Annotated in this window: 20 protein-coding genes; 6 read left to right on the forward strand and 14 right to left on the reverse strand. The window is 62.4% G+C overall.

All coding sequences use genetic code 11. The features are described from left to right. Nucleotides 1-15: 15 nt before the first annotated feature. Genes AC1D3C_RS10570 through AC1D3C_RS10590 form a run of 5 tightly spaced genes read right to left on the reverse strand, consistent with a single transcriptional unit; the run spans nucleotide 16 to nucleotide 5,765 of the window. The gene (locus AC1D3C_RS10570; RefSeq protein WP_477482840.1) at nucleotides 16-858 is read right to left on the reverse strand and encodes a carbohydrate ABC transporter permease; all 843 of its coding nucleotides are present in this window, start codon (nucleotides 856-858) and stop codon (nucleotides 16-18) included. Then, nucleotides 848-1,780, reverse strand: coding sequence for a carbohydrate ABC transporter permease (locus AC1D3C_RS10575; protein ID WP_477482841.1), 933 nt, complete (start codon nucleotides 1,778-1,780; stop codon nucleotides 848-850). Before AC1D3C_RS10575 ends, AC1D3C_RS10570 begins: the two co-directional genes overlap by 11 nt. A gap of 14 nt (nucleotides 1,781-1,794) precedes the next feature. Beyond that, the gene (locus AC1D3C_RS10580) at nucleotides 1,795-3,066 is read right to left on the reverse strand and encodes an ABC transporter substrate-binding protein (protein ID WP_477482842.1); all 1,272 of its coding nucleotides are present in this window, start codon (nucleotides 3,064-3,066) and stop codon (nucleotides 1,795-1,797) included. 51 nt (nucleotides 3,067-3,117) lie between these two features. Then, entirely contained in the window at nucleotides 3,118-4,719 is a 1,602-nt protein-coding gene (locus tag AC1D3C_RS10585; RefSeq protein ID WP_477483011.1) for an FAD-dependent oxidoreductase, read from the reverse strand. Between the two features lie 14 nt (nucleotides 4,720-4,733). Next, a complete protein-coding gene (locus AC1D3C_RS10590; RefSeq protein WP_477482843.1) occupies nucleotides 4,734-5,765 on the reverse strand; it encodes a LacI family DNA-binding transcriptional regulator in 1,032 nt (343 codons plus the stop codon). Nucleotides 5,766-5,872: 107 nt separating this feature from the next. On the opposite strand from AC1D3C_RS10590, the gene AC1D3C_RS10595 reads away from it, so the two are divergent. Next, nucleotides 5,873-6,532: an SGNH/GDSL hydrolase family protein gene (locus AC1D3C_RS10595; RefSeq protein WP_477482844.1), complete on the forward strand. Its 660-nt coding sequence runs from the start codon at nucleotides 5,873-5,875 to the stop codon at nucleotides 6,530-6,532. A 65-nt stretch (nucleotides 6,533-6,597) separates the two neighbouring features. Here the strand turns inward: AC1D3C_RS10595 and AC1D3C_RS10600 are convergent, their stop codons facing one another. The 8 genes from AC1D3C_RS10600 to AC1D3C_RS10635 all read right to left on the reverse strand — a co-directional run bounded on the left by AC1D3C_RS10600 (nucleotide 6,598) and on the right by AC1D3C_RS10635 (nucleotide 15,650). Next, nucleotides 6,598-7,779 (reverse strand): mandelate racemase/muconate lactonizing enzyme family protein, encoded by a 1,182-nt coding sequence (locus AC1D3C_RS10600; protein WP_477482845.1) that lies wholly within the window; start codon nucleotides 7,777-7,779, stop codon nucleotides 6,598-6,600. A 10-nt stretch (nucleotides 7,780-7,789) separates the two neighbouring features. Next, nucleotides 7,790-8,701 (reverse strand): dihydrodipicolinate synthase family protein, encoded by a 912-nt coding sequence (locus tag AC1D3C_RS10605; protein WP_477482846.1) that lies wholly within the window; start codon nucleotides 8,699-8,701, stop codon nucleotides 7,790-7,792. Further along, a complete protein-coding gene (locus AC1D3C_RS10610) occupies nucleotides 8,698-9,534 on the reverse strand; it encodes a carbohydrate ABC transporter permease (protein WP_477482847.1) in 837 nt (278 codons plus the stop codon). Before AC1D3C_RS10610 ends, AC1D3C_RS10605 begins: the two co-directional genes overlap by 4 nt. A gap of 1 nt (nucleotide 9,535) precedes the next feature. Beyond that, nucleotides 9,536-10,468: a carbohydrate ABC transporter permease gene (locus AC1D3C_RS10615; RefSeq protein ID WP_247032863.1), complete on the reverse strand. Its 933-nt coding sequence runs from the start codon at nucleotides 10,466-10,468 to the stop codon at nucleotides 9,536-9,538. A 186-nt stretch (nucleotides 10,469-10,654) separates the two neighbouring features. Then, nucleotides 10,655-11,926, reverse strand: a complete 1,272-nt coding sequence (locus tag AC1D3C_RS10620) for an ABC transporter substrate-binding protein (RefSeq protein ID WP_038543833.1) — start codon at nucleotides 11,924-11,926, stop codon at nucleotides 10,655-10,657. An 84-nt stretch (nucleotides 11,927-12,010) separates the two neighbouring features. Next, nucleotides 12,011-12,817, reverse strand: coding sequence for an SDR family NAD(P)-dependent oxidoreductase (locus AC1D3C_RS10625; RefSeq protein ID WP_477482848.1), 807 nt, complete (start codon nucleotides 12,815-12,817; stop codon nucleotides 12,011-12,013). Next, the gene (locus AC1D3C_RS10630; RefSeq protein ID WP_477482849.1) at nucleotides 12,814-13,908 is read right to left on the reverse strand and encodes an ABC transporter ATP-binding protein; all 1,095 of its coding nucleotides are present in this window, start codon (nucleotides 13,906-13,908) and stop codon (nucleotides 12,814-12,816) included. Before AC1D3C_RS10630 ends, AC1D3C_RS10625 begins: the two co-directional genes overlap by 4 nt. Before the next feature lie 17 nt (nucleotides 13,909-13,925). Continuing rightward, the gene (locus AC1D3C_RS10635) at nucleotides 13,926-15,650 is read right to left on the reverse strand and encodes an SMP-30/gluconolactonase/LRE family protein (RefSeq protein WP_477482850.1); all 1,725 of its coding nucleotides are present in this window, start codon (nucleotides 15,648-15,650) and stop codon (nucleotides 13,926-13,928) included. Between the two features lie 89 nt (nucleotides 15,651-15,739). On the opposite strand from AC1D3C_RS10635, the gene AC1D3C_RS10640 reads away from it, so the two are divergent. The 5 genes from AC1D3C_RS10640 to AC1D3C_RS10660 all read left to right on the forward strand — a co-directional run bounded on the left by AC1D3C_RS10640 (nucleotide 15,740) and on the right by AC1D3C_RS10660 (nucleotide 20,190). Next, nucleotides 15,740-16,945, forward strand: coding sequence for a mandelate racemase/muconate lactonizing enzyme family protein (locus AC1D3C_RS10640; protein WP_477482851.1), 1,206 nt, complete (start codon nucleotides 15,740-15,742; stop codon nucleotides 16,943-16,945). Between the two features lie 12 nt (nucleotides 16,946-16,957). After that, nucleotides 16,958-17,881: a 2-dehydro-3-deoxygalactonokinase gene (locus AC1D3C_RS10645; protein WP_477482852.1), complete on the forward strand. Its 924-nt coding sequence runs from the start codon at nucleotides 16,958-16,960 to the stop codon at nucleotides 17,879-17,881. A 2-nt stretch (nucleotides 17,882-17,883) separates the two neighbouring features. Further along, nucleotides 17,884-18,813, forward strand: coding sequence for a 2-dehydro-3-deoxygalactonokinase (locus AC1D3C_RS10650; protein WP_477482853.1), 930 nt, complete (start codon nucleotides 17,884-17,886; stop codon nucleotides 18,811-18,813). A gap of 12 nt (nucleotides 18,814-18,825) precedes the next feature. Then, nucleotides 18,826-19,446, forward strand: a complete 621-nt coding sequence (locus AC1D3C_RS10655; protein ID WP_477482854.1) for a 2-dehydro-3-deoxy-6-phosphogalactonate aldolase — start codon at nucleotides 18,826-18,828, stop codon at nucleotides 19,444-19,446. 93 nt (nucleotides 19,447-19,539) lie between these two features. Continuing rightward, on the forward strand, nucleotides 19,540-20,190 hold the full coding sequence (locus AC1D3C_RS10660) for a class I SAM-dependent methyltransferase (RefSeq protein ID WP_477482855.1): 651 nt from the start codon (nucleotides 19,540-19,542) through the stop codon (nucleotides 20,188-20,190). An 8-nt stretch (nucleotides 20,191-20,198) separates the two neighbouring features. Here AC1D3C_RS10660 and AC1D3C_RS10665 read toward each other — a convergent pair whose 3' ends face one another. Then, a complete protein-coding gene (locus tag AC1D3C_RS10665) occupies nucleotides 20,199-21,050 on the reverse strand; it encodes a MurR/RpiR family transcriptional regulator (protein ID WP_038543847.1) in 852 nt (283 codons plus the stop codon). Nucleotides 21,051-21,174: the final 124 nt, after the last annotated feature.

Raw genomic sequence — 21,174 nt, forward strand, 5'->3', positions numbered from 1 at the left:
CAAAAGGTGAGTTTTTCAACCCTTGAGGCCGGTATGCGCGAGCCCTTCGACGAATTGCTTCTGCGCGATGATGAAGACGATGAGAACGGGCAGCGCCGTCAGGGTCGCCGCGGCAAGCTGGATGTTCCACATCGGCCCGCCATAGGCGTCGGTATATTGTGTCAGCGCCTGCGGCAGCGTGAATTTGTCGGCGCTCGACAGGAACACGATCGGTTCTAGATAGAGGTTCCAGGAATGCAGGAAGGTGAAGATCGCCACCGACGCAAGCGCCGGCCTTGCGAGCGGCAAGGCGATCTTGCGAAAGATCTTGAAGCGTCCAAGACCATCAACCCGCGCCGCCTCTTCGAGTTCGACGGGCAGCGCAATGAAGAACTGCCGCATCACGAATGTCGCGAACACGCTCGGAGCGCCGAAGATCGGCACCAGGATCAGCGGCCAGTGGGTGTTGACCATGCCCGCCTTCAGGAACATCTGGAAAAGCGGCACGATCGTCACTTCCGACGGGATCAAGAGCCCCAGCAGCACGACCATGAAAATGGTGTTGGCGAACGGAAACTTGATCCGTGCAAAGGCGTATCCGGCCATGGAGGAGACGATCATGGTTCCGATCGTCACCAGCGCCGCGATGTAGGCCGAGTTCCAGTACTGCTTCACGAAGGGCTGCAGCTCGAAGACCTTGGCATAGGTCGTCCAGTCGTAGCTTTCCGGCATGAGCTGCGGCGGAAACGCAAAAATGTCGCTGATCGGCTTCACCGACGACGTCACCATCCACCAGGTCGGGAAGACGAAAGGGATCAGGAGAACGCAGAGCAGGCCGTAGAGAAACACTTGTCTGCGCGGGGAGAGCTCAGCTTTCATAAAAGACGATCCTCTTGCGCATCTGCCACTGGGTGAAGGTCAGCACGGCGACGATCACGAACAGCATGATCGACAGCGTCGAGCCGTAACCGAAGAAATGGAACTGGAAGGCCTGCTGGTAGAGGTAATAGACCAGCACCGTGGTCGTGAGGCCCGGCCCGCCTTGCGTCAGCACCGCGATCTGCGCGAACACCTGCAACGAGCCGACGATCGTGATGATCGAGGTCAGCAGGATGGTCGGGCTGATCAGCGGCAGGGTGATGCGGCGGAACTGCTTGAAACGCGGCGCACCGTCGATGCGGGCCGCCTCGTAGAGTTCGTTCGGCACGCCCTGGAGGGCGGCAAGGAACAGGATCATGTTGAGGCCGACATTCTTGAACACCTGCACCACGATGACCGAGATCATCGCCGTTACCGGTTCGCGCAGCCAGTTCGGCCCATCGATGCCGAAGACGAGCAGCACACCGTTGATGCCGCCGTTTTTCTGCAGAAGGAAACCCCAGACGATCGTCCAGGCGACCAGCGACACCACGACCGGCGAGAAGAACAGCGTACGGAAGATGGTGATGCCGGCGAGCTTCTGGTTGAGCAGCACCGCAAGCAGCAATGCCAGGCTCAGGTTGAAGATCACCAGCCCCGCGGAAAAGATCGCCGTCGCCCCGAGCACAGACGGCAGGCTCGTGTCTTCGAGAAGCATCTGGTAGTTCGTGAGACCGGTATAGGTGAAGGTATTGGCGAGCACGTTCCACTCGTGCAGCGAATACCAGAAGACGAGGCAGAGCGGGATCAGCACGAAAAGCGTGATCCCGATCAGTTGCGGGGCGATGAAGAGAAACCCGGCGAGGCTGTCGCGCCGCGCGACCGTCCAGAACGACGATGAGGAGCGGCCCTCCGGACGGGCGGTTTGCTGCACGACAGCCATCGACACGAACCCCCTTAACGCTTCAGAAGCGGGCCGATCTGGCCACAGATCTGCTGGAGGGCTGCCGGGATATTCGCATCCGGACGCCAGACGGCATCAAGGCCCGAACGAACCACCTGCTGGATCTGTGCAAAGCCCGTATGGCCCGGAATGACCTTGCCAGTGGCGATGCCGGAGATCACGACCTTGTCGATCTGCTCCTGGCTCAGCAGCGGATTGGTCTTCTTCAGGACTTCGGCGTTCAGCAGCGACTTGCGAGCCGACGGGAAGAACTGGCTGAGCTTGGCCGAGTTTTCCGGGTTCGTCATATAGGCGACGAATTCGGCGGCCGTCTTGGCGTGTCTGCCCGACTGCATGACGCCGACACCGGCCTGGCCGATCAGCGCATAGTTGCCTGCCGGCCCCTTCGGCAGCGGCACGAGATCCCAGGCGAACGGCTTGTCCTTCGGCAGCAACGAGGCGCGGCTGATCTGAGTGATCGTCATTGCCGCATTGCCGGCAAAGAAGTCGACGCTTTCACCGGGACCCGGCATCGCCTTGTTCTTGAAGACGGCGTCATGAATGAAGGTCAGTGCGTCGACCATCGGCTTTTCGGTCATCGTGCAGGTCTTGCCGTCAGCACTCCATGGCGATGCGCCCCAGCCGTTCCAGACGGAGGCAAGGTTCTGCCAGATCTGATAGTTGAAGTCGCGGACGATCAGGCCACCCTTGCCAGTCTTGCCGACGGTGGATGCGGTGGCGATGGCGTTGTCCCATGTCCACTGGTTGGCGGCGATCATTTCCGCCGGGGTCTTGGCGCCGGACGCCTTGATGAGGTCGTTATTGACGAACATCGCAAACGGCGAGGTCGAGAACGGATAGGCAAACAGCTTGCCGTCCTTGGTCCAGCGTTCGGCAGCCGTGGCGCTCAGTTCTTCCACGTTGTAGCCCTTGGTCGCCTTGAGCGTATCCGTCAGCGGATAGAGCGCACCGGAATTGACGAAGTCATAGGCGGCGGTCTCGAAGATCCAGGCCATGTCAGGCGCATTGCCGCCGGCGATCTGGGTCGTCAGCGCCGTCGTATAGGTGTCGAAGGGCAGCGACTCATAGGTCACCGTCACGTTCGGATGGTCCTTCTTGAAGCCGGCGGCGATGTCGTTGAACAGCTTCAGATGCGCCTCGTTGGCGCTCCAGATGGTCATGCGCAGGTTGACCGCGTCCTGAGCGTTGGCGATGCCGCTCCAGCAGAGCGGCACGGCCACGGCCAATGCCGCGACCGCAGATTTCAAAGTCCGATGATAGTTCATTCCCGTTCCTCCTCCAAAGGTTGGTTTTGATAGACAGTCCATTGGCCGTCCTTAGTAGGCCGCGATATCCGGCCAGCGCATTTCGATGCCTTCACGGCTGAGCTCTCTCTGGAAATTCTGGAGCTTCTCGTCGCTTTCCTGGACCTGATGCGGCGTAAGATTTTTGTCGAGGCAATGGGCGGCGAGCATGCCGGCGACCTCGCCGATGTTCCATTCGACCGGGTGCAGCCGATAGCAGCCATTGGTGATATGGGTGGTGCCTATATTCTTGCCGGCCGGGATGAGGTTCTTCACCCGCTCAGGCAGAAGCGCACCGAGCGGGATCTCGAACGGGCAGGACGGCACGTCGATATAGTTGTCGCCGCCGGTCGAGGGATGCAGGTCGATCCGGTACATGCCGATGCCGATGCTGTCGCGGTAGTTGACCGCGCCCTTTTCGCCGCGCACCGAATAGGAGAGGTCCTGCTCGACGATGCGGGTGACTGGCCTGATGCGGCGGCTCTCGCGGATATAGGGAGCCATGGCAAGCCCGTGCTCGGTGCCGGTAATGTCGCCGCGCAGGCGAAGCCCCGGAAAACCCTGGCCGCCATCGACGCGCGGCGCTTCGGTCTGCAGCCAGTAGAACAGCGAGTAGGAAAGGTCGGCAGCCGATTTCAGCTGCTTTGCCTTGTCCTCTTCGGAAAGGTCGATGATCGTGCCTTCCATGTAGTCGATCATCGGCCAGTTCACGAGGCAGATGTCGGAGGCGTAGGCGCCGGGCACGAAGTTATTGCGCGCCGCGATGCGCCGGAAGATCCACAGGTTCTCGTCGCCGCCGCCCTTGCGTTGGTCGGCATCGACGGCGAGCGGATCGTCATTGGGATTGGGCGTGAACGAGCGGGTGGTGAAATCCAGCGTGCGCGGATGCGGGGCGGTGAAGCCGAGCAAAGGGCCACCCCAGAAATGCGGCTGGTACTTGCGCCAGTAGTCGTAGTTCTCCGGCTTGTCGATCGTCTTGTCGCCGTCGACGTGATCGATGGCAAAGCAGATCGACACAGCCTGGACATTGTCCGGCTGCGCTTGCGGTGGCGCACTCGGCTCGCCCGTGTCTGACTGGGCTTCGAAGCCCTTCACATATTCGGTGCCGGTCATCGGCAAGAGATCGCCAAGTTCGGTCGCATCGAGGATATAGGCAGCGGAAATGGTGATCTCCCGGCCGGTATCGCGGTGACGAACGGTGACGGAGCGGACGGTATCGCCGTCGACGTCTGCGGCGACCGGGCGATAGGGCTGCAGCACCTTCAGCTTTCCGGCGCCGCGATAGGGCGCAAGCATGGCTTCCATGACGGCAAGGCTGACGCGCGGTTCGGCGCAGATGCGGCTGACCCAGCCGGAACCGGGATTGAGGTCGCCCCAGGCGCGGGCGCCCTCGGTCAGAGGATAGTGGTCGCGGTAATACCGGCGGATCCCTTCCCGCAGCTTCCGGTAAGAGCGGGTAATGCCGAACTGCTCGACCCAAGTATGTTCGTCGGAGGGCACTGCCTGGCTGGTCAGCTGGCCGCCGATCCAGTCGAACTCCTCGGTCATGATCACGCTTCGGCCGGCCCGGCATGCACCAAGTGCTGCCGCAACACCGCCAAGACCGCCGCCTACCACCAGAATATCCGTATGCATCTCTGTCACGTTGATCATGTCCGTCTTTTTGCGGGTCCAAGGGTTTCCCCCTCGACCGGTTCACAGGTCAGAAGAATTTGGCCGCCGGCATCGCCGCTCTCGATGCGGCGCACCAGCATCGCAGTCGCCTGCCGGCCCATCTCCTCGCGGGGGATGTCGAAGGCGGTGAATTGCACATGGCTGCGTTCCGCGCGGATATGGCTACCGAGCACGACGGCTGAAAAATCACCGGGGATGGACAGGCTACGCGCGCGCGCAGCGGCCTCGACACGCACCGCATCGGCGAGCTCGACAAAGAAGGCGACAGTCGCACCGCTGCCGAAAAGAGCGTCCAGTATCTCGTCTGCCGCACGTCCCGCCGTTTCGATATGCAGGACAAGCTCAAGACCGTCGCCGAGAGCACCGTCAAAGCCCGACCACCGATCGGCAGTCGATTCCGCCGGTCCCGGTGGGCCGATATAGGCGAGCTTCGAATGCCCGAGCGCCCCTGCCTTCTCGACGAGCGCCCGCGTGCCGTTCGCATAWTCGCCGCCGACATAGGGGACCGGCCCGCCGGCGTCCTCGCGTCGGCCGATCGCCACGAACGGATAGTCACCGGATACCAGTCGCGTCAGCTCCGCGCGGTCGAATTCGCGGCCGAGCACAAGACAGCCATCGGCGATCCTCAGGCGGTTGCCGTCGGCAAAGATTTTTCGATCCTGCCCGACGCCGGCCCCGGTCAAAAGCAGAAGGTCGTAATTCTGGATCTGCGCCTCTTCCTCGATGCCGAGCAGGAAGGGCGTGAAGAAGTCCGCCTGGGCGCTCGGAAAGGCCGGTTCGTAGGTGAACACGCCGAGAATGCGATTGAGCCCCTTCGCCATCCGGCGCGCGATTGGGTCGGCAACATAACCGGTGGTGCGGATGACCTGCTGGACGCGCTCGCGGGTCTCCTGCGGAATACGCGCCAGAGCTGTCGGCGCGCCGTTCAGCACAAGCGAAACGGTTGCCTGGCTGACGCCGGCGAGCTTCGCAATATCATGCTGAGTCAAACGCTTAGGCGCGGCCACGCGACATCCTCCCTCTCTCCTCTTGACTGCTAATGCGTATTAGCAGCTAATACGTATAAACAAGATTATTCCCGCGGCTGTCAAGCGGGAAAATGAAGGAAAAGTTGATGAGATTTGCGGAGCATCTGAAATCGCTGGCAATTTCTGGTACCCGCGTATTCGGCGACAGCATCACCGCCGGCTTCAACGCCTCCCGGGCCGAACTTGCCTGGCCGGCTCTGTTTGCCGGCGCGGTCGAAGGCTTTCCGATCCGCAATCACGCCATCCCGGGAACGGTGTTGCAGGGCTCAAGGCTCGCGGAGGGAAAGCCGAGGCCGAACGATGGAGTCGGGAGGTTTTTTGAATCACTTCTTGATCGGCCGCACGAGGACGCGATCCTGATCCTCTATGGTTACAATGACGCCCGCTACACCGCGGCCCCCGAAACCATGAACCTCGCAGGATTCGTGCGGGATTATAACCGTATCCTGAAGGGGCTGATCGCAGCCGGGCACGGGCAAAGGATCGCGATCGGTAGCCCACCCTATATTCCGGATGCCGGGTTCTCGGTTGGAAGCGCAGGGTTCACCGGCCAGACTCGCCAGGGCTTTGAGCGTTATGTGGAAGCGGTCCGCGAGCTTGCCCGGCAATTCTCGGTTTTCTATGCCCCGGTCTACGAAAGGATGATGGAGCACGGCGACGGACTTCTCGCCTCGCCCGACATCACCCACCCCAACGACGCCGGCCACCGGGTGATCTTCGAAGCGTTCCGCGATGCCGCACGGTGACGATCTCTGCCTGCCCGCCCTCCATGCGACGACAAGCCTTTCAGCGGTTACGGCGTTCGACTATGTCACCGTCTGACGACAAACTCGAACACTTCTTCCTTCGGCTCGACGCCGAGACCGGCACCGGTCGGCACCACATAGGTGCCCTCGCCCGACGCCATGTCGCCCTTCGTATAGGTGAGGTTCCGGTCGAAGATCGAGTGCTGGTATTCGTGATAGGGCACGTTTTGCAGCGCCGACGATGCCTGCAGGCTCGCTGCCATGAAGATGCCGACGCTGATCGAGGCATGCGGCATGATGTTCATGTGGAAGGCCTGCGCCATCTGGCCGATGCGGATGAACTCGGTAATGCCCGTATGCCCCATTTCCGGCTGGACGATGCTCATCGCCCGTTTTTCGAACCGCGGCCGGTATTCGTAGATGGTGCGCAGCTCCTCGCCGAGCGCCAGCGGCACACCGATGCCGGCCGCCACCCGCGCTTGGCCCTCGAGGTTTTCCGGCTGCACCGGCGCCTCGGCAAAATAGAGATTGTAGGGTTCCAGCCGCCGGATGATGCGGATCGCCTCGCCCGCCTCGAACTTCCAGTGCAGGTCGACCATCAGGTCGATGTCCGGACCGACCGCTTCACGCAGAGCCGCCATTTCCTTGACGATATCCTCCTCGGAGACCACCGCCGCGAACTTGATGCCCTTGTAGCCCTTGCCGACCCAATGGACGGCCAGATCGCAACGCTCCTTCAGCGCCGCTTTCGGCAGCCCGGAGACATAGGCGCGGATCGTATCGTGCCGCCGCCCGCCGAGCAGGGTGGAGACCGGCACCCCGAGGTTCTTACCGGTCAGGTCCCAGAGCGCAATGTCGACGCCCGCCAGCGCGTCGAGATAATAGCCACCGAAGAAACCCCGTACCCGCATCAGGTCGTAGAGGTCCTCGTGGATGACCGCCGCATCACCCGGATCGCGGCCGATGATGACCGCACCGAGCACGTCGTCGATGATCGCCTTGGTCGCCTCGGGCGCGACGATCCCATAACACTCGCCCCAGCCGACCTTGCCGCTCTCGCCGGTGACCTTGATCAGCAGCGTCATGTCGGTAGAGGGATAGATGGTGCGGTTGCCCTTGCGGATCAGGTAACCGCGCGCGTTGATCGCCTCGCCTTCCTTCAGAGGTCCGAGATAGGGCACCTCGCGGGGAATGGAGATGATGAAGGTCTCGACCGAGACGATCGCATCGACGACGTTTTTCGGCATGGGTTCTAGCTCAGTTCGGCTTGTGATTGGTATAGGGCAGATCGGCCTCCGCCAGAAGCAACGCCAGTTCCTTGGCATCGCCCTCGTCGAATTTCGGCCCCTTGCCGCGGACGAACGTGTGCTTGATGACACCGCGCCGGCGCAGCACTTCCTTGGTCATGTGCATGCGGAAGATCGCCTGGAAATTCAGGAGCGGCAGCGAAACGTTGTAAAGTTTGCGGGTGGTCGCCACATCGCCCCTCTGCCAGGCATGGATCATCTGGGCATGGATATCGGCAAGTTCGGCGGCGGGCATGGTGCCGGCCGCACCGCGCGCCAGTTCGTCGGTGATGTAACGCCCGCCGGCCCCCCCGAAGATCGCGTCAAGCGAACCGTTGGCCGCCGCCTTGATCCGGGTCAGATGCTGGCCGCAGGGCGCGGTCTCTTCCTTGACGTAGCGGATTTCAGGCACGGCATTGGCAACCGCCGCCACTTCTTCCGGCGTCAGCCCCGCGCCGATCGGCTTCGGCTGGTTCTGCAGCATGATCGGCACACCGGCATTAGCAGCGACTTCCCTGAAATAGGCGGTCTGCGCAGCGATGTCGTTGCCGAGAGACAACGGCGCCATCACCATGGCCGCCCCTGCCCCGATCTCCGCCGCCTGCGCCACATGTCTAGCCGCAGACCTCGGATCCGGATCGCTGGCGCCGATAATGATCGGAATGCGCCCGCCGATGCGCTCCGCCAGCAGTTCCACCTGGCGCTTGCGCTCTTCCGGCGTCAGCGTGTCCACTTCGCTGGCGACCCCCGGATAAACGACGCCGTCCACATTGCTCTCCAGCGCGAAATCGATGATCGACAGGAAGTCCGCCTCGTCGATCGATCCGTCGTCGCGGAACGGGGTGGGAAGAACGGGGAAAGCCCCGGCAAGGATCTTGCTCATTTGACTGCTCCGGCGGTGACGCCCTGAATGAAATAACGTTGGAGGAACATGAAGGCCGCGACGATGGGCGCAGACGCGATCAGCGATGCCGCCATGGCGCCGCCCCAGTCCGAATTGACCTCGTTGAGATAGGTGAGAAGCAGGCCCGGCCCGATCGTGCGTTTCTCGTCGGAGACGATCAGCGTCATCGAATAGAGAAGGTCGTTCCAGGACCACATGAAGGAATAGAGGAACACCGTGACGATCGGCGGAATCGAGATCGGAATGACGATCGTGTGGAAGATCCTGAGATCGCTCGCGCCATCCGCCCGCGCCGCGTCGATCAGCTCGTCCGGCACCTGGGAAAAATAGCTGTAGAGCATGTAGGTCGAGACCGGCAGCGCAAAGACGATGTAGCTGAGGATCAGCCCCGGCCTTGTGTCGAGCAGGTTAAGCTCGCTCATCAGCGGATAGATGGAGATCAGCAGTAGGCCGAACGGAAACATCTGCGCCGAGAGCATGAACAGCATCACCGGCTGGCGACCGAAATACCGATATTTGGCGAAGCTGAAGCCGGCATAGAGGGCCAGCAGCGTCACCAGCGCGGCGCTGCAGGTCGAGGTGATCAGGCTGTTCATCAGGTACATCGGCAGTTTGCCGGCGGTCAGCGCCCGGATGAAATGTTCAAGGCTCGGCATGGTCGGGAACGGCGTCGGCACGACCCGGTAGAGCTCGGCATTCGCCTTCAGCGACGAGATCACCAGCCAGTAGAGCGGGAAGAATAGGAAGAAGCCGATCACCGCAAGCGCCGCAAAGAAGACGATCTTGGCCTGTCGGGAGGAAAGGTCGAACATCTCAGTTTCCTTTCACCAGCATGCGCAGATAGAGGAAGGCGGGCGGAAGCAATGCAGCTACCCACAGCACGCCGACGGCGGAGGCAAAACCGATATCCCACTGCTCGAAAGCGCGGCGATAGACCTCGACGGAGAGAACCGTCGTCGCCCGCACCGGTCCGCCGCCGGTCAGCGCATAAATCGTATCGAACTGCTGCAGATTGCCGATTACGCCGAGAACCACGACGATCATCAGAACCGGGCGCAGGTGCGGCAGGATATGGTCGCGCAGCACCGCCCAGTTTCCGGCGCCGTCGACGCGGGCGGCATCGATCTGCTCCTTGTCGAGGTTTTGCAGGCCGGCCAGGAAGAAGGACATGAAGAGTGGGATGGAGAGCCAGATCTTGGTCAGCACCACGGCGAGCATCGCGCCTTCAGGCGTCGACAGCCAGGCCTGTGGGTAGTCGATCAGCCCCAGTTCCATCAGCAAGGCGTTGAGCACGCCGTAACGGGAATTGAAGATCCAGCCCCAGATGAAGGCGCTGACCGTCGAGGGCAGCACCCAGGGCAGCAGCGACAGCGATCGCAGCACCGCACGGCCGGCAAACTGCTGGTTCATGATCAGCGCCCAGCCGAGACCGGCGACCAGCGTGCCCGTTGTCGTCAACACCACGTAAATGGCCGTCGTCCAGAACGCCGCCCAGACATCCGGGTCCGACGCGATCTTATAAAAATTCTCGAAGCCGATGAAACGCGGCTCCATCATCTCGACGGTGTATTCGAACAGCGACAGGCCAAGCGCCGACAGAAACGGATAAAGGATGACCGCGGCAAAGGCGACTGCCGCCGGCAGCAGCAGAAGAAGCCCGATGCGGTTCTGCCCGGCTTTCAGCCCCCCGCGGTTCGCATGCGGCGAGACCGGATAGGCTCCGACATTGTTTTCGATCACGGCCATGGAGGCTATTTCCTGTAGATATCATTATGCCGCAGGCACAGAGCACGACGCCCCCTCACCCSGCCTCCGCTATGCTCGGCCACCCWCTCCCCGCTGGGGAGAGGAGGGACGGCGACGGCGCGGCATATCTCTTCTCCCCTCGGGGAGAAGGTGCCGGCAGGAGGATGAGGGGGTGCCTCGACCGACCTATTCCGACTTCTTCGCCTTCTCCATGCTGGTCGTCAGCCGGGCCTGCATGGACTTGATGGCATCATCGGCAGATTTCTGGCCGAGCAGCGCGCCCTGCACTTCCTCGCCGATGATGTTGGTGAGGTCGGCGGCATTGGACCAGATGCCGACTTCGTTGCGGCGGGCGTCTCCCGTCGCAGCCGACCAGTTCTTCAGGTAGGCGTCGTCGGCAACCGCCGCGCGGGCGGACTTGGTGACCGGCAGCGCGCTCATCTTCAACGGAAGGTCCGTCTGCACCTTGTCCGAAATGATGTAGGTCAGGAACTTGTCGGCCGGATCGTCAGCCTTGGCCTTGCCGGCGGCGGCGAACTGCACCAGCAGATGCCCCCACTGGACAGAAACAGACTTGTCACCAGCCTTCAGCACAGGTGTGGGCATCGGCAGCACGTTGGCATCGAAGGCCTGGCCTTTGCCGGAGAAATCGCGCAGGAAAGTCCGGGTCTGCGGCGCGTCGAGATAGAACGCTGAAGCGCCCTGCGCCAGCAGGCGGCGCGAGTCCGGGCGGTCTATTTCCGGAGCCGCCAGGCGGTCCTTCAGCAAGCCGACCATGAAGCCGAGCGCATCGCGGCTCTGCTGGCTGTCGACGACGACCTTGCCGGCGTCATCGATGATACGGCCGCCATGCACCCAGTTCCAGACCATGAAGTCGATCAGAATCGAGCCATTGTTTTTGGTCGCCATGGAGTACGGCACCGAGTTGGGCACCTTGTCGCGCACCGAGATCAGAGCTTTCTTGAAGTCATCGACGGTCTTCGGCACGTCATTGATGCCGGCCTTCGCAAGCACTTCCTTGTTGGCCACCATGCCGATCGAACCGGACAGAAGCGGCAGCGCAAGCTGCTTGCCGTTGATATTGCCCATGGCGAGCGCATCCGGCGCGAAAGCCGCCTGGAGCTTGTCCTTGCCGTAGACCGTGTTCAGGTCGACAAGATTGTCGAGGCTCGCGAAGGTCGGCAGCCAACGTTCGGAAAGCTGGGCGATATCGGGCAGGGTCTTCGACCGGGCGCGCAGAAAGATATTCTTCTGCATGTCACCCCAGGCGAAGCCGAGCGGCTCGACCGTCAGCTTCTCGGCCTTCTGAAAATTGTCCAGGACACCCTGGACGATCGCCTTGTTGGCCTCTTCCGCGTAAGTGAAGCTCATGAAACTCAGGTCGGCTGCCTTGGCGGCACCGGAGCCGAGCGCAAGCGCGACAGCGGCGGTGCCGATCAGTCTGGTAAAGGTGTTCATCAGATCCTCCCGAAACGATGATGATGGAACTCTGTTTCAACCCGAAAAAGGTCAAGCGGCGAGCGCCGTATCCGCTTGCCCTCGTTAGACGACGCCTCCATCGACGATGAATGTCTGTGACGTGATGAGGCGAGAATCGTCCGCTGCCAGAAACAGCGCCATGCGGGCGATATCGGGCGGCAGCAGATGCTCCTTGAGGCACTGGACCTCGAGGTATTCGGAAAACTTGCCCTGATAGACACGCTTGGCACGCTCCACCTGACGCTCGGTCAGCACCCAGCCGGGCGCGATCGAGTTGACGCGGATATTGCGTGTCCCCAGTTCGCGGGCGAGCGACTTGGTCATGCCCATGACGGCGGATTTGGCGGTCGTATAGAAGATCAGCCCGGCAGCACCACGCATCCAGGAGATCGAGCCCATGTTGATGACCGACCCGCCGCCGGCCTCCGCCATTTCCGGCACGACCGCCTGGACCGCGAAGAACTGGTGACGCAGATTGGTCTGGAACCGCTCGTCCCAATAGTCCGGCGTCACCTCTTCGAGCGGCATGCGGTCGTCATTGCCGGCATTGTTGACGAGCACCCGGATAGGACCGATCTCGGATCGCAGCGCCTCGATCCCGTGCTTCAGGGCGTCGATGTCGCGCAGATCCGCGGTACCATGGAACGGCTTGTTGCCGGTCTTTCTCGCGACCACCGCGGCCGTCTCGTCGGCGACATTGGCATTAAGGTCGAGGAACCCGACCCTGCAGCCTTGGGCGCAAAAATGCTCGACTAGCGAGGCTCCGATACCCGATCCGCCGCCGGTGATCAGTACGCCCTTGCCCTTGAGGCTCGGATATGTCGCGGCCTCGACCTCAACCTTTGCAATGAGTTCGGGATGGATGGTCATGCGGCCTCCAGGGCAACGGGACGCGCGGAGGCAAGTGAAAGGCCATCGGCGGAAAAGACATGGATCATCGCCGGGTCGACATGAACGCCAATCGGCTCGCTACGCTTGACGGCGCGATCGCCGGACAGCCGCACGACGACCATTTCTTCGGAGCCTTCGAGCGCCACATAGGCATAGGTGTCGCTGCCGAGGTGCTCGGTCATGGTGATGGTCCCAGCGAGCGAATCCGGGGCGCCACGGCTCACCAGCTCCACATGCTCCGGCCGGATGCCGATCTCTGCCGGCGCGGAGGACAGGTCGCGCGGCAGACGCACTTCTCCGCCCGGAACAGTAAAGACGCCTTCGCTCTTCCTGGCGCCGAGGCTCAGGAAATTCATCCGCGGCGACCCGATGAAGCCCGCGACGAAGCGGTTGACCGGCTTGTTGTAGAGGTCGAGCGGCGAACCGATCTGTTCGACGCGGCCGGAATTCAGCACGACGATCTTGTCCGCCAGCGTCATCGCCTCGATCTGGTCGTGGGTCACATAGACCATCGTCGTGCCGAGCGTATCCTTCATCCGGGCGATCTCGATGCGCATCTCGACGCGCAGCGAGGCATCAAGATTGGAAAGCGGCTCATCGAACAGGAAGATGCGCGGTTCGCGCACGATGGCGCGGCCGATCGCAACGCGCTGACGCTGGCCGCCGGAAAGCTGGCGGGGCTTGCGCTCCAGATAGGTGTCGATACGGAGCTTCTTGGCCGCCTGGGTAACACGAGTGTCGATCTCCTGCTTCGGCGTGCCGGCAAGCCTCAGCGCATAACCCATGTTCTCGGCAACAGTCATATGCGGATAGAGCGCATAGGACTGGAAGACCATGGCAATGCCGCGCTTGGCCGGCGGCACGTCGTTCACCAGTTCCCCGTCGATCGCCATCTTGCCCGAGGTGATTTCGTCGAGCCCGCAGATGAGCCGCAAGAGCGTCGATTTTCCGCAGCCCGACGGCCCGACGAAGGCGACGAATTCGCCGTCTTCGACCGTCAGGTCTATGCCCTTCAGCACCTCGGCTGAGCCGAAGGATTTGCGGATGTCTTTGAGTTCAAGCTTGGCCATGGGTGTCTCTTGATGTCTCAGCCCGCGAACATCTGGGCTGCCTGGCCCTTGATGCCGGTATCGATGGAAAACACGCTGCCGGAGAGCGGCGCTTCGGAAAGCTGCGCTGCCGAAAGCCGGATGCGGGCGGATGTCACGAACAGGGTCTGCATATCGGGTCCGCCGAAGACGCAACTTGTCGGGCGCGGTATCGGCAGGTTGATTACCCGCTCTACCTTGCCCTGCGGGTCGTAGCGGGTAACGCACCAACCATCCCAATGGGCGATCCAGACGAACCCTTCCGCATCAACCGTCATGCCGTCCGGCTTGCCCTCGGCCTCCGGTACCGTGATGAACACACGCCGATTGGCGACTTCGCCGCTTTCGATATCGAAGTCGTAGGCATAGACCGTCTGCCGGTTGGTATCGGTGAAGTAGAAGGTGCGGTCGTCCGGGCTCCAGCCAAGCCCGTTCGAGACGTGGAAACCGCGATCCATCTCCCGCGAGCGACCGTCCGGATCGATCCTCCAAAGCCGCCCCTGGTCCGGCGTCGTGTCGATCGCGAGCGTCCCGGCCCAAAGCCTGCCGCGACGGTCACATTTGCCGTCGTTGAAGCGATTGCCGGGACGATCGGCTTCAGGCCGCGAGATCGTCGTGATATCGCCGGTCGAAAGATCGATACCGCGGATCTCGCCATGCATGGCGGCGACGAAGCCGCCGCGCGAGCGAGGGATGACGAAGCCGATCAGTTCCGGCACCTGCATGGATGTATAGGTGCCCTTGGCGGGGTCGCCGGTATGGACAGCGGGCGCCAGGATATCGACGAAATAAAGCTTGTTGTGCTCGGGCGACCAGTGCGGACCCTCGCCGAGAAACGTGCTTGCCGGAATGACGCAGCGCACGTCGGCGCGATCGGGGCCGAGAGGACGCGGCTTGACCGCAAGCGACATGGGAAACTCTCCAAAATTACCGGATGTGCGGCGCGCCGCCTCGATGACGTCGCGGCCGAAAGCGTGCAGCCGGTCGACCGGCAGCCGGAAGGATGGGCCGATAATGCCGATCGCGCCGATCGGTTCGCCGCGATGGTTGAGGACGGGTGCGGCGACCGAGGAAATGCCGATATGCTGCTCATCGACCGAGACGGCGTAACCGCGGGCCTTGGTAAGATCGAGCTGGCGGCTCAGCTCCTCGGCATTGACGATCGTGTTCGGGGTCAGTCGCTCCAGTTCGATGCCGTCGAGCAGCGCGCGGCGTTTTTCGAGCGAAAGATGCGCCAGGATCGCCTTGCCGAGGCCGCTGGCATGCGGTGCTGCGCGCGAGCCGACGCCATTGTTGAGGCGCAGCGGTTGCGGCACTTCCCGCTGGTCGATGTAAAGAACGCTGCCGCCGTCGAGCACGCCGAGACGGATCGCCTCGCCGGTCAGGTCGCGAAGCCGCGCCAGTTCCGGTTCGGCAGCCCCGCGCAGATCGAAATTGTCCCACACCTTATGAGCCCATTGGAACACCCGCGGCGCCAACCGGTAGACCTGGTCGCGAGTATCGAAGTGGAGCAGCCGCTCGTCGACCAGCGCCTGCAGCAGCCGGTGCAGCGTGCCCTTCGGCAATTGAGTCTGGTCGAGCAGCTCGGTGAAGCGCAGGCCGCGGGCTTCGGCCGCCACGGCATCGACAATCTGAATGCCGCGCGTCAGCGCCTGAACACCCGGAACGCCGCCCGTATCATTGGCGACATCCTTGTCGATCGCTTCCAATTGCACCTTGGCCATGCCCTCTCCCTGGACGACGATTTTTGGGTGCCGCTCCCACAGCACGCCGCCTCGCTCTTGCCAAGAGAGTTATCTTGGAACTAAGTTCCATGTCAACAGCGAAACTGAAGCGGCCGGCAAGCGGCCGCCTATGGGAGGATATTTTGCGCATTACCAAAGTGGACCATTGGCTGGTCCGTATGCCGTTCACCGAGGACATTCTCTGGGGTTCCGGGCGGCGAATCGGCACGACCCGGCTGATCTGCCGCATCGAGACGGATGCCGGGATCATCGGCTGGGGCGAGACGATCTCGCTGATCGCCAACGTGCCCGCAGTCTTCGCCGATGTCGTCGCACCCCTGGCGATCGGATACCCGGTCGCGGATGCGGAACGTTTCCACCGCCATGTGCTCGGCGCCGGCTTCTATCACCACAAGCGCGCCGCGGTGATGGCGATCTGCGCCATGGAAATGGCGATGTGGGATGCGCTCGGCAAACAGGCGGACCTGCCGCTTTATGCCATGTGGGGCGGCCGCTGGCGCAAGGATGTCGAAGCCGCCGCCTATCTCTTCACCAACGACCCCAAAGGCCTTTCGGAACGCCTGAAGCGTTTTCTCGATCTTGGATACACCACCTTCAAGGTGAAGATCGGCTTCGACGAAAGGAGCGATATCGCGCTCGCCGAGACTTCGCGGAAGGTGATCGGCGACCACCCGCTGCGACTGGACGTCAACGGCGCCTGGAACCCCGCGACCGCAAAACGCCAGCTCCAAAAACTGAGAGCCTTCGATCCGGCCTATGTGGAACAACCGCTGGAGCTCGACGATCTCGCCGGCCATGCGGCGCTCGTCGCCCGCTCCACGGTGCCGATCGCGCTCGACGAAAGCGCCTATACGCTGTCCGATGTCGGCAACATCATCCGCGCCAATGCAGCCGATGTCGTGCTGCTCGATCCGCACGAGGCCGGCGGCCTGTGGCAGACGATCAAGGCGGCGGCGATCTGCGAATCGGTCGGCATTTCGGTGACGCTGCATTCGGGCGCCGAACTGGCCCTGTCGCAATCGGCCTATATTCATCTCGCAGCCTCGCTGCCGAACATGTCGATCGCCATCGATACCGAACGCGCCTATCTCGGCGGCGATATCTCGCCCAATCCGCCGGTCCTGAAGGGTGGCCGTTTCCAGGTGCCGGAAGGCCCGGGCCTCGGCGTCGAAGTGGATATCGGAATGCTCGAAAAATACCGCGTGCCCGGCATTGCCGGCGCCTATCTCGATACCGAGCGCAAGGACTGGTTCCCGGTCAAACCCGCCTATTAGGATTATTCCCCCATGTATATTGCAATCGAATGGACCTCCGCTGCCTTCCGTGCGCTACTTCTCGACGACGACACGGTGCTCGGAGAAAGGAAGAGCGATTGCGGAACGACCAAGGTCACGGCCGGCGGTTTCGAAGCCGCACTCCGCGAGGAACTGGGCGACTGGATCGACAGAGCGGAAACGATCCTGTTTTCCGGCATGGTCACCAGCCGCAACGGCTGGATCGAAAGCCCTTTCGCCCCGGTGCCGGCAGGGCCTGCGGATTTGTTGGCCCAGGCGGTTACGCATGAGGTCGAAGGCCTTCCGCCGCTGATCTTCCTGCCCGGCATCGCCCAGACCAAACCATTGCCCGACGTGATGCGTGGCGAGGAAATGTCGCTCTTCGGCCTCAAAGAAACCGACGGCATATTCGTGCTGCCCGGTCCTCATGCCAAATGGGTGACGATGGAGAGCGGCCGCATCACCGCGATCACCACCTACATGTCGGGCGAAATCCTCAATCTGCTCAAGAAGGATTCGCTTGTCTCGCGCCTCATCCCGGCAGCCTACGAGGAGCGCCCGGACGCCTTTCGCCGCGGGGTCCAGACAGCGCTTGAACAAGAGACCCTACCCGGCCGCATCCTCGCCCGCGTCTTTTCAGCGCGCAGCCTGGTCCTGTTCGATCGTCTGGCGCCGGAAGAGATCACCGATTATCTGACCGGCCTGATGATCGGCGCGGAAATCTCGGAAGCGCTTGGGCAAGACAAACCGAGGAAAATCAATATCGTCGGCCACGCCGCGCTCGCCGAGCGTTACAAGACGGCGCTCGAGATCTTCGGGGCGCAGACAAATCTCGTCACGCCCGACATCGCCGCCGGTTTCCGGCGGGTCGCCTCTCGACAGGGTGATACGTCACGGGCTATCGAAGGGGCGAAAGCCGCTTCGGGAGAAATGTGACCATGCCAAAACCCACCTCGATCATCCTCGATTGGGGAACGAGCTCGCTGCGCGCCATGCTGGTTTCGGAAACAGGCGAAACGCTCGATACCCGCGATACGTCGAGCGGCGGCATCCAGTTCGTCAAGAACGGCGCCTTCGAGCAGGCGTTGATGGAAACGGTGGGTGAGTGGTTTTCGGCACATGGCCCCCTGCCCGTCCTGGCAAGCGGCATGATCACCAGCCGCAACGGCTGGGTCGAAGTACCCTATGTGGACACGCCCGGCGGGATCGCCGAGCTTGCCGCCGGCACGCGCAAACTCACTCTTCAGAACGGCGCCGTCATCACCTTCCTGCCCGGCATGCGCGATCCGGCTGCAAAACCTTTTCCGGATGTGATGCGCGGCGAGGAAACCCAGATCGTCGGCTACGGCCTCGAGCGCGACCGCACCCTGGTCCTGCCCGGCACCCATAGCAAATGGGCACGGGTCAAGGACAACCGCATCGACGGTTTCCAGACCTACGCGACCGGCGAGGTGTTTTCGCTCCTGACCAAACATTCCTTCATCGCCAAGGCTCTGGAGCCGCAGCCGGGCGCCGAGCCGGACTGGCAGAGTTTCGATCGCGGGGCGGAATTCGCAGCGAGCGATTCGGCCGCCGCCGATGCCTTCCTGTCGGCGATCTTCAGCGCCCGCACCGGCATTCTCGACGGCAAATTGAAGCCGGAGGATATACTCGATTACGTCTCCGGCCTCGTCATCGGCTCGGAATTCCGCCAGGCCCGTGCCGCCGGCTGGTTCAAGAACGGCGATACGATCGGCATCGTCGGCAACAACGTGCTCAACAGCCGCTACGGCCGGATCGCGCCCCTGTTTGGCCTGACGGTCGAACCCGCTCCGGAAAACGCCGCGAAACGCGGCATCATGCTGATCGCGGCCGAAGCCGCGCAATAAAGGAGTTTCGAGATGACTTTCCAAGAGGCGCTCAAGGCATGCAATCTCGTCGCCATCCTGCGCGGCATCAAGCCGGAAGAAGCGGAAGCGGTGGGCGAGGTACTCGTCGAGGCGGGTTGGCGGATCATTGAAGTGCCGCTCAACTCCCCCGATCCGCTGAAAAGCATCGAAAAGCTCGTCAAGCGTTTCGGAGACCAGGCACTGATCGGTGCCGGCACCGTACTGACCCCGGCCCAGGTCGCCGATGTCGCCGCGACCGGCGCCAAGGTGATCATCTCGCCAAACGCGAATGTCGAAGTCATCAAGGCCAGCCGCGCAGCCGGTATGGTGAGCCTGCCGGGTGTCGCAACCCCGACGGAAGCCTTCGCGGCGATCGAGGCCGGCGCCAGCGGCATCAAGGCCTTTCCGGCGGAAGCCATCCCGCCCTATGTCATCAAGGCATGGAAGGCGGTACTGCCGAAGGACATTCCGGTTCTGGCGGTCGGCGGTGTCACGCCCGAGAACATGGCTGTCTACGCCCAGGCGGGCACAGCCGGTTTCGGCATCGGCTCCTCCCTTTACAAACCCGGTGCCGACATCGCCTCCATCGGCAAAAAGGCGAGAGAATTCATGGACGCGATGCGCGCGCTCTGACGTCTAAAACCCTGTCGCAATACCGTCGCGAAGCGGAACTATCGTTTTCCTCCTGAGTTTTAGCCCAAGCAGGGCAAACCGGAGGGGACGATCTTGGCAGTTATCCGCAACAGCGCCGAACATCAGCAGAAGGTGTATGAACGGTGGGCGCCGGTCTATGACCGGGTCTATCGAGGCTTGCTGCGCGACGGACATCGCACCGTCGCGAAGCTCGCCGCCGAAGTCGGACGAGATATCCTCGAAGTTGGCGTCGGCACCGGGCTCGTGTTGCCCTACTACCCGAAACACTGCCGTGTCACCGGCATCGATCTTTCTGAACACATGATCGCCAAGGCGCGCGAGAAGGTCGCGCGCGCCGGCCTCTCCCACGTTCAGTCGCTGCATGTCATGGATGCGCACAGCCTTGAATTTGCCGACCGCTCGTTCGACGCCGTCTGCCTGCCCTTCGTCATCACGCTGATCCCGGATCCCGAACGTGCGCTTGACGAGTGCGCCCGCGTGCTCCGCCCGAGCGGAGAGATCATCGTTGCGAGCAAGCTCGGCGACGGGCGGGGACTGCAAGGGGCGATCGAAGATGCCGTCGCGCCGCTGGTGCATCGGGTCGGGTGGAGCTCGTCCTTCCGCATCGCCCGGATTGTCGAATGGGCAAAGCGCCGCGGCGATTTCGAGGTGGCGGAAATCCGTCGCGTCTTCCCGAACGGTTTCTTCAAGGTCATGCGGCTGAAGCATCGCATGGCTGCGTGAACTTAAGGTCACTTGGCCTTCAGGACAGAGACCGCAAGTTCGCTGTTATGGACGTATTCGTTGGCGTCCGGCTGGCGTTGGACGAGCAGGATGAACAGCAAGTCCGTCAGCATCAGCTGCGCATCGCGCGCGGTGATGGAGGACGAGCGCACCCGCTCCTCGTCCGCGACCGTATAAAGTCGGATATCCGCCGCCTGCATCAGCGGATTGCCGTTGAGACCGGTAATGGCGATCACCGTCGCGCCGCGCTGGCGCGCCAGTTCGGCGATCCTCAGCGTCTCGAAACTGGTGCCGGAATAGGAAAGTGCCAGCAGCACGTCCTGGCTGTTGAGCGTCGAGACATTCGCCATCTGCACATGGCTGTCGCTGTCATGCAGCACGTTGCGGCCGAGCTTCATCAGCTTGTAGGAAAAATCGCGGGCGACCAGCGACGATGCCCCGACGCCGGCCATATGGATGCGTCGCGCATCGTTGAGAGCCGTCAGGGCCCGCTCGATCTCCTGCTCGTTGTTGACCGCAAGCGTCTGCTGCATGGACAGCATCTTGCTGCCGATCAGCTTCTGCAGGATCGTCAGATAACTGTCGCCGACCTCGATCGAGCCGTGGATCATGCCGGGAGGCGCATGCCATTCCTGCGCCTTCGCCTCGCTGACGGCGAGTTTCAGCTCCTGGTATCCGGCAAAACCCAGCTTCTGGCTGAATTTCACGACGCTCGACTGGCTGCGCCCCGTCTCGGCCGCAAGCGCTGCCGAGGAAAGCCGCAGCATCTGGTCCGGATTGTCGAGGATGAACTGGCCGATCTCCCGGTCTGCCGGTGCCATATCCTCGAGCTGCGCGTTGATCTTCTTTAAGACTGACATGCGTTCCTTCGGAAGCTCCGCGATACGGCCTGGGGTCGGGTGGAGGATATCACCGCAACGGTCCTCCGCAACAGCGTTTCCATTCCCGAGCCGAGGATGGATTATCGCAGATAATGCCGCACAA

The organism is Neorhizobium sp. P1_A6, from assembly GCF_056406795.1.

Bases quoted from the DNA above. Each gene is read 5' to 3' on its own strand.
- AC1D3C_RS10620 (WP_038543833.1), bottom strand. From the start codon at position 11,926: ATGAACACCTTTACCAGACTGATCGGCACCGCCGCTGTCGCGCTTGCG.
- AC1D3C_RS10610 (WP_477482847.1), bottom strand. From the start codon at position 9,534: ATGTTCGACCTTTCCTCCCGACAGGCCAAGATCGTCTTCTTTGCGGCG.
- AC1D3C_RS10635 (WP_477482850.1), bottom strand. From the start codon at position 15,650: ATGGCCAAGGTGCAATTGGAAGCGATCGACAAGGATGTCGCCAATGAT.
- AC1D3C_RS10605 (WP_477482846.1), bottom strand. From the start codon at position 8,701: ATGAGCAAGATCCTTGCCGGGGCTTTCCCCGTTCTTCCCACCCCGTTC.
- AC1D3C_RS10595 (WP_477482844.1), top strand. From the start codon at position 5,873: ATGAGATTTGCGGAGCATCTGAAATCGCTGGCAATTTCTGGTACCCGC.
- AC1D3C_RS10580 (WP_477482842.1), bottom strand. From the start codon at position 3,066: ATGAACTATCATCGGACTTTGAAATCTGCGGTCGCGGCATTGGCCGTG.
- AC1D3C_RS10600 (WP_477482845.1), bottom strand. From the start codon at position 7,779: ATGCCGAAAAACGTCGTCGATGCGATCGTCTCGGTCGAGACCTTCATC.
- AC1D3C_RS10645 (WP_477482852.1), top strand. From the start codon at position 16,958: ATGTATATTGCAATCGAATGGACCTCCGCTGCCTTCCGTGCGCTACTT.
- AC1D3C_RS10575 (WP_477482841.1), bottom strand. From the start codon at position 1,780: ATGGCTGTCGTGCAGCAAACCGCCCGTCCGGAGGGCCGCTCCTCATCG.
- AC1D3C_RS10650 (WP_477482853.1), top strand. From the start codon at position 17,884: ATGCCAAAACCCACCTCGATCATCCTCGATTGGGGAACGAGCTCGCTG.
- AC1D3C_RS10585 (WP_477483011.1), bottom strand. From the start codon at position 4,719: ATGCATACGGATATTCTGGTGGTAGGCGGCGGTCTTGGCGGTGTTGCG.
- AC1D3C_RS10615 (WP_247032863.1), bottom strand. From the start codon at position 10,468: ATGGCCGTGATCGAAAACAATGTCGGAGCCTATCCGGTCTCGCCGCAT.
- AC1D3C_RS10655 (WP_477482854.1), top strand. From the start codon at position 18,826: ATGACTTTCCAAGAGGCGCTCAAGGCATGCAATCTCGTCGCCATCCTG.
- AC1D3C_RS10640 (WP_477482851.1), top strand. From the start codon at position 15,740: ATGTCAACAGCGAAACTGAAGCGGCCGGCAAGCGGCCGCCTATGGGAG.
- AC1D3C_RS10625 (WP_477482848.1), bottom strand. From the start codon at position 12,817: ATGACCATCCATCCCGAACTCATTGCAAAGGTTGAGGTCGAGGCCGCG.
- AC1D3C_RS10570 (WP_477482840.1), bottom strand. From the start codon at position 858: ATGAAAGCTGAGCTCTCCCCGCGCAGACAAGTGTTTCTCTACGGCCTG.
- AC1D3C_RS10630 (WP_477482849.1), bottom strand. From the start codon at position 13,908: ATGGCCAAGCTTGAACTCAAAGACATCCGCAAATCCTTCGGCTCAGCC.
- AC1D3C_RS10665 (WP_038543847.1), bottom strand. From the start codon at position 21,050: ATGTCAGTCTTAAAGAAGATCAACGCGCAGCTCGAGGATATGGCACCG.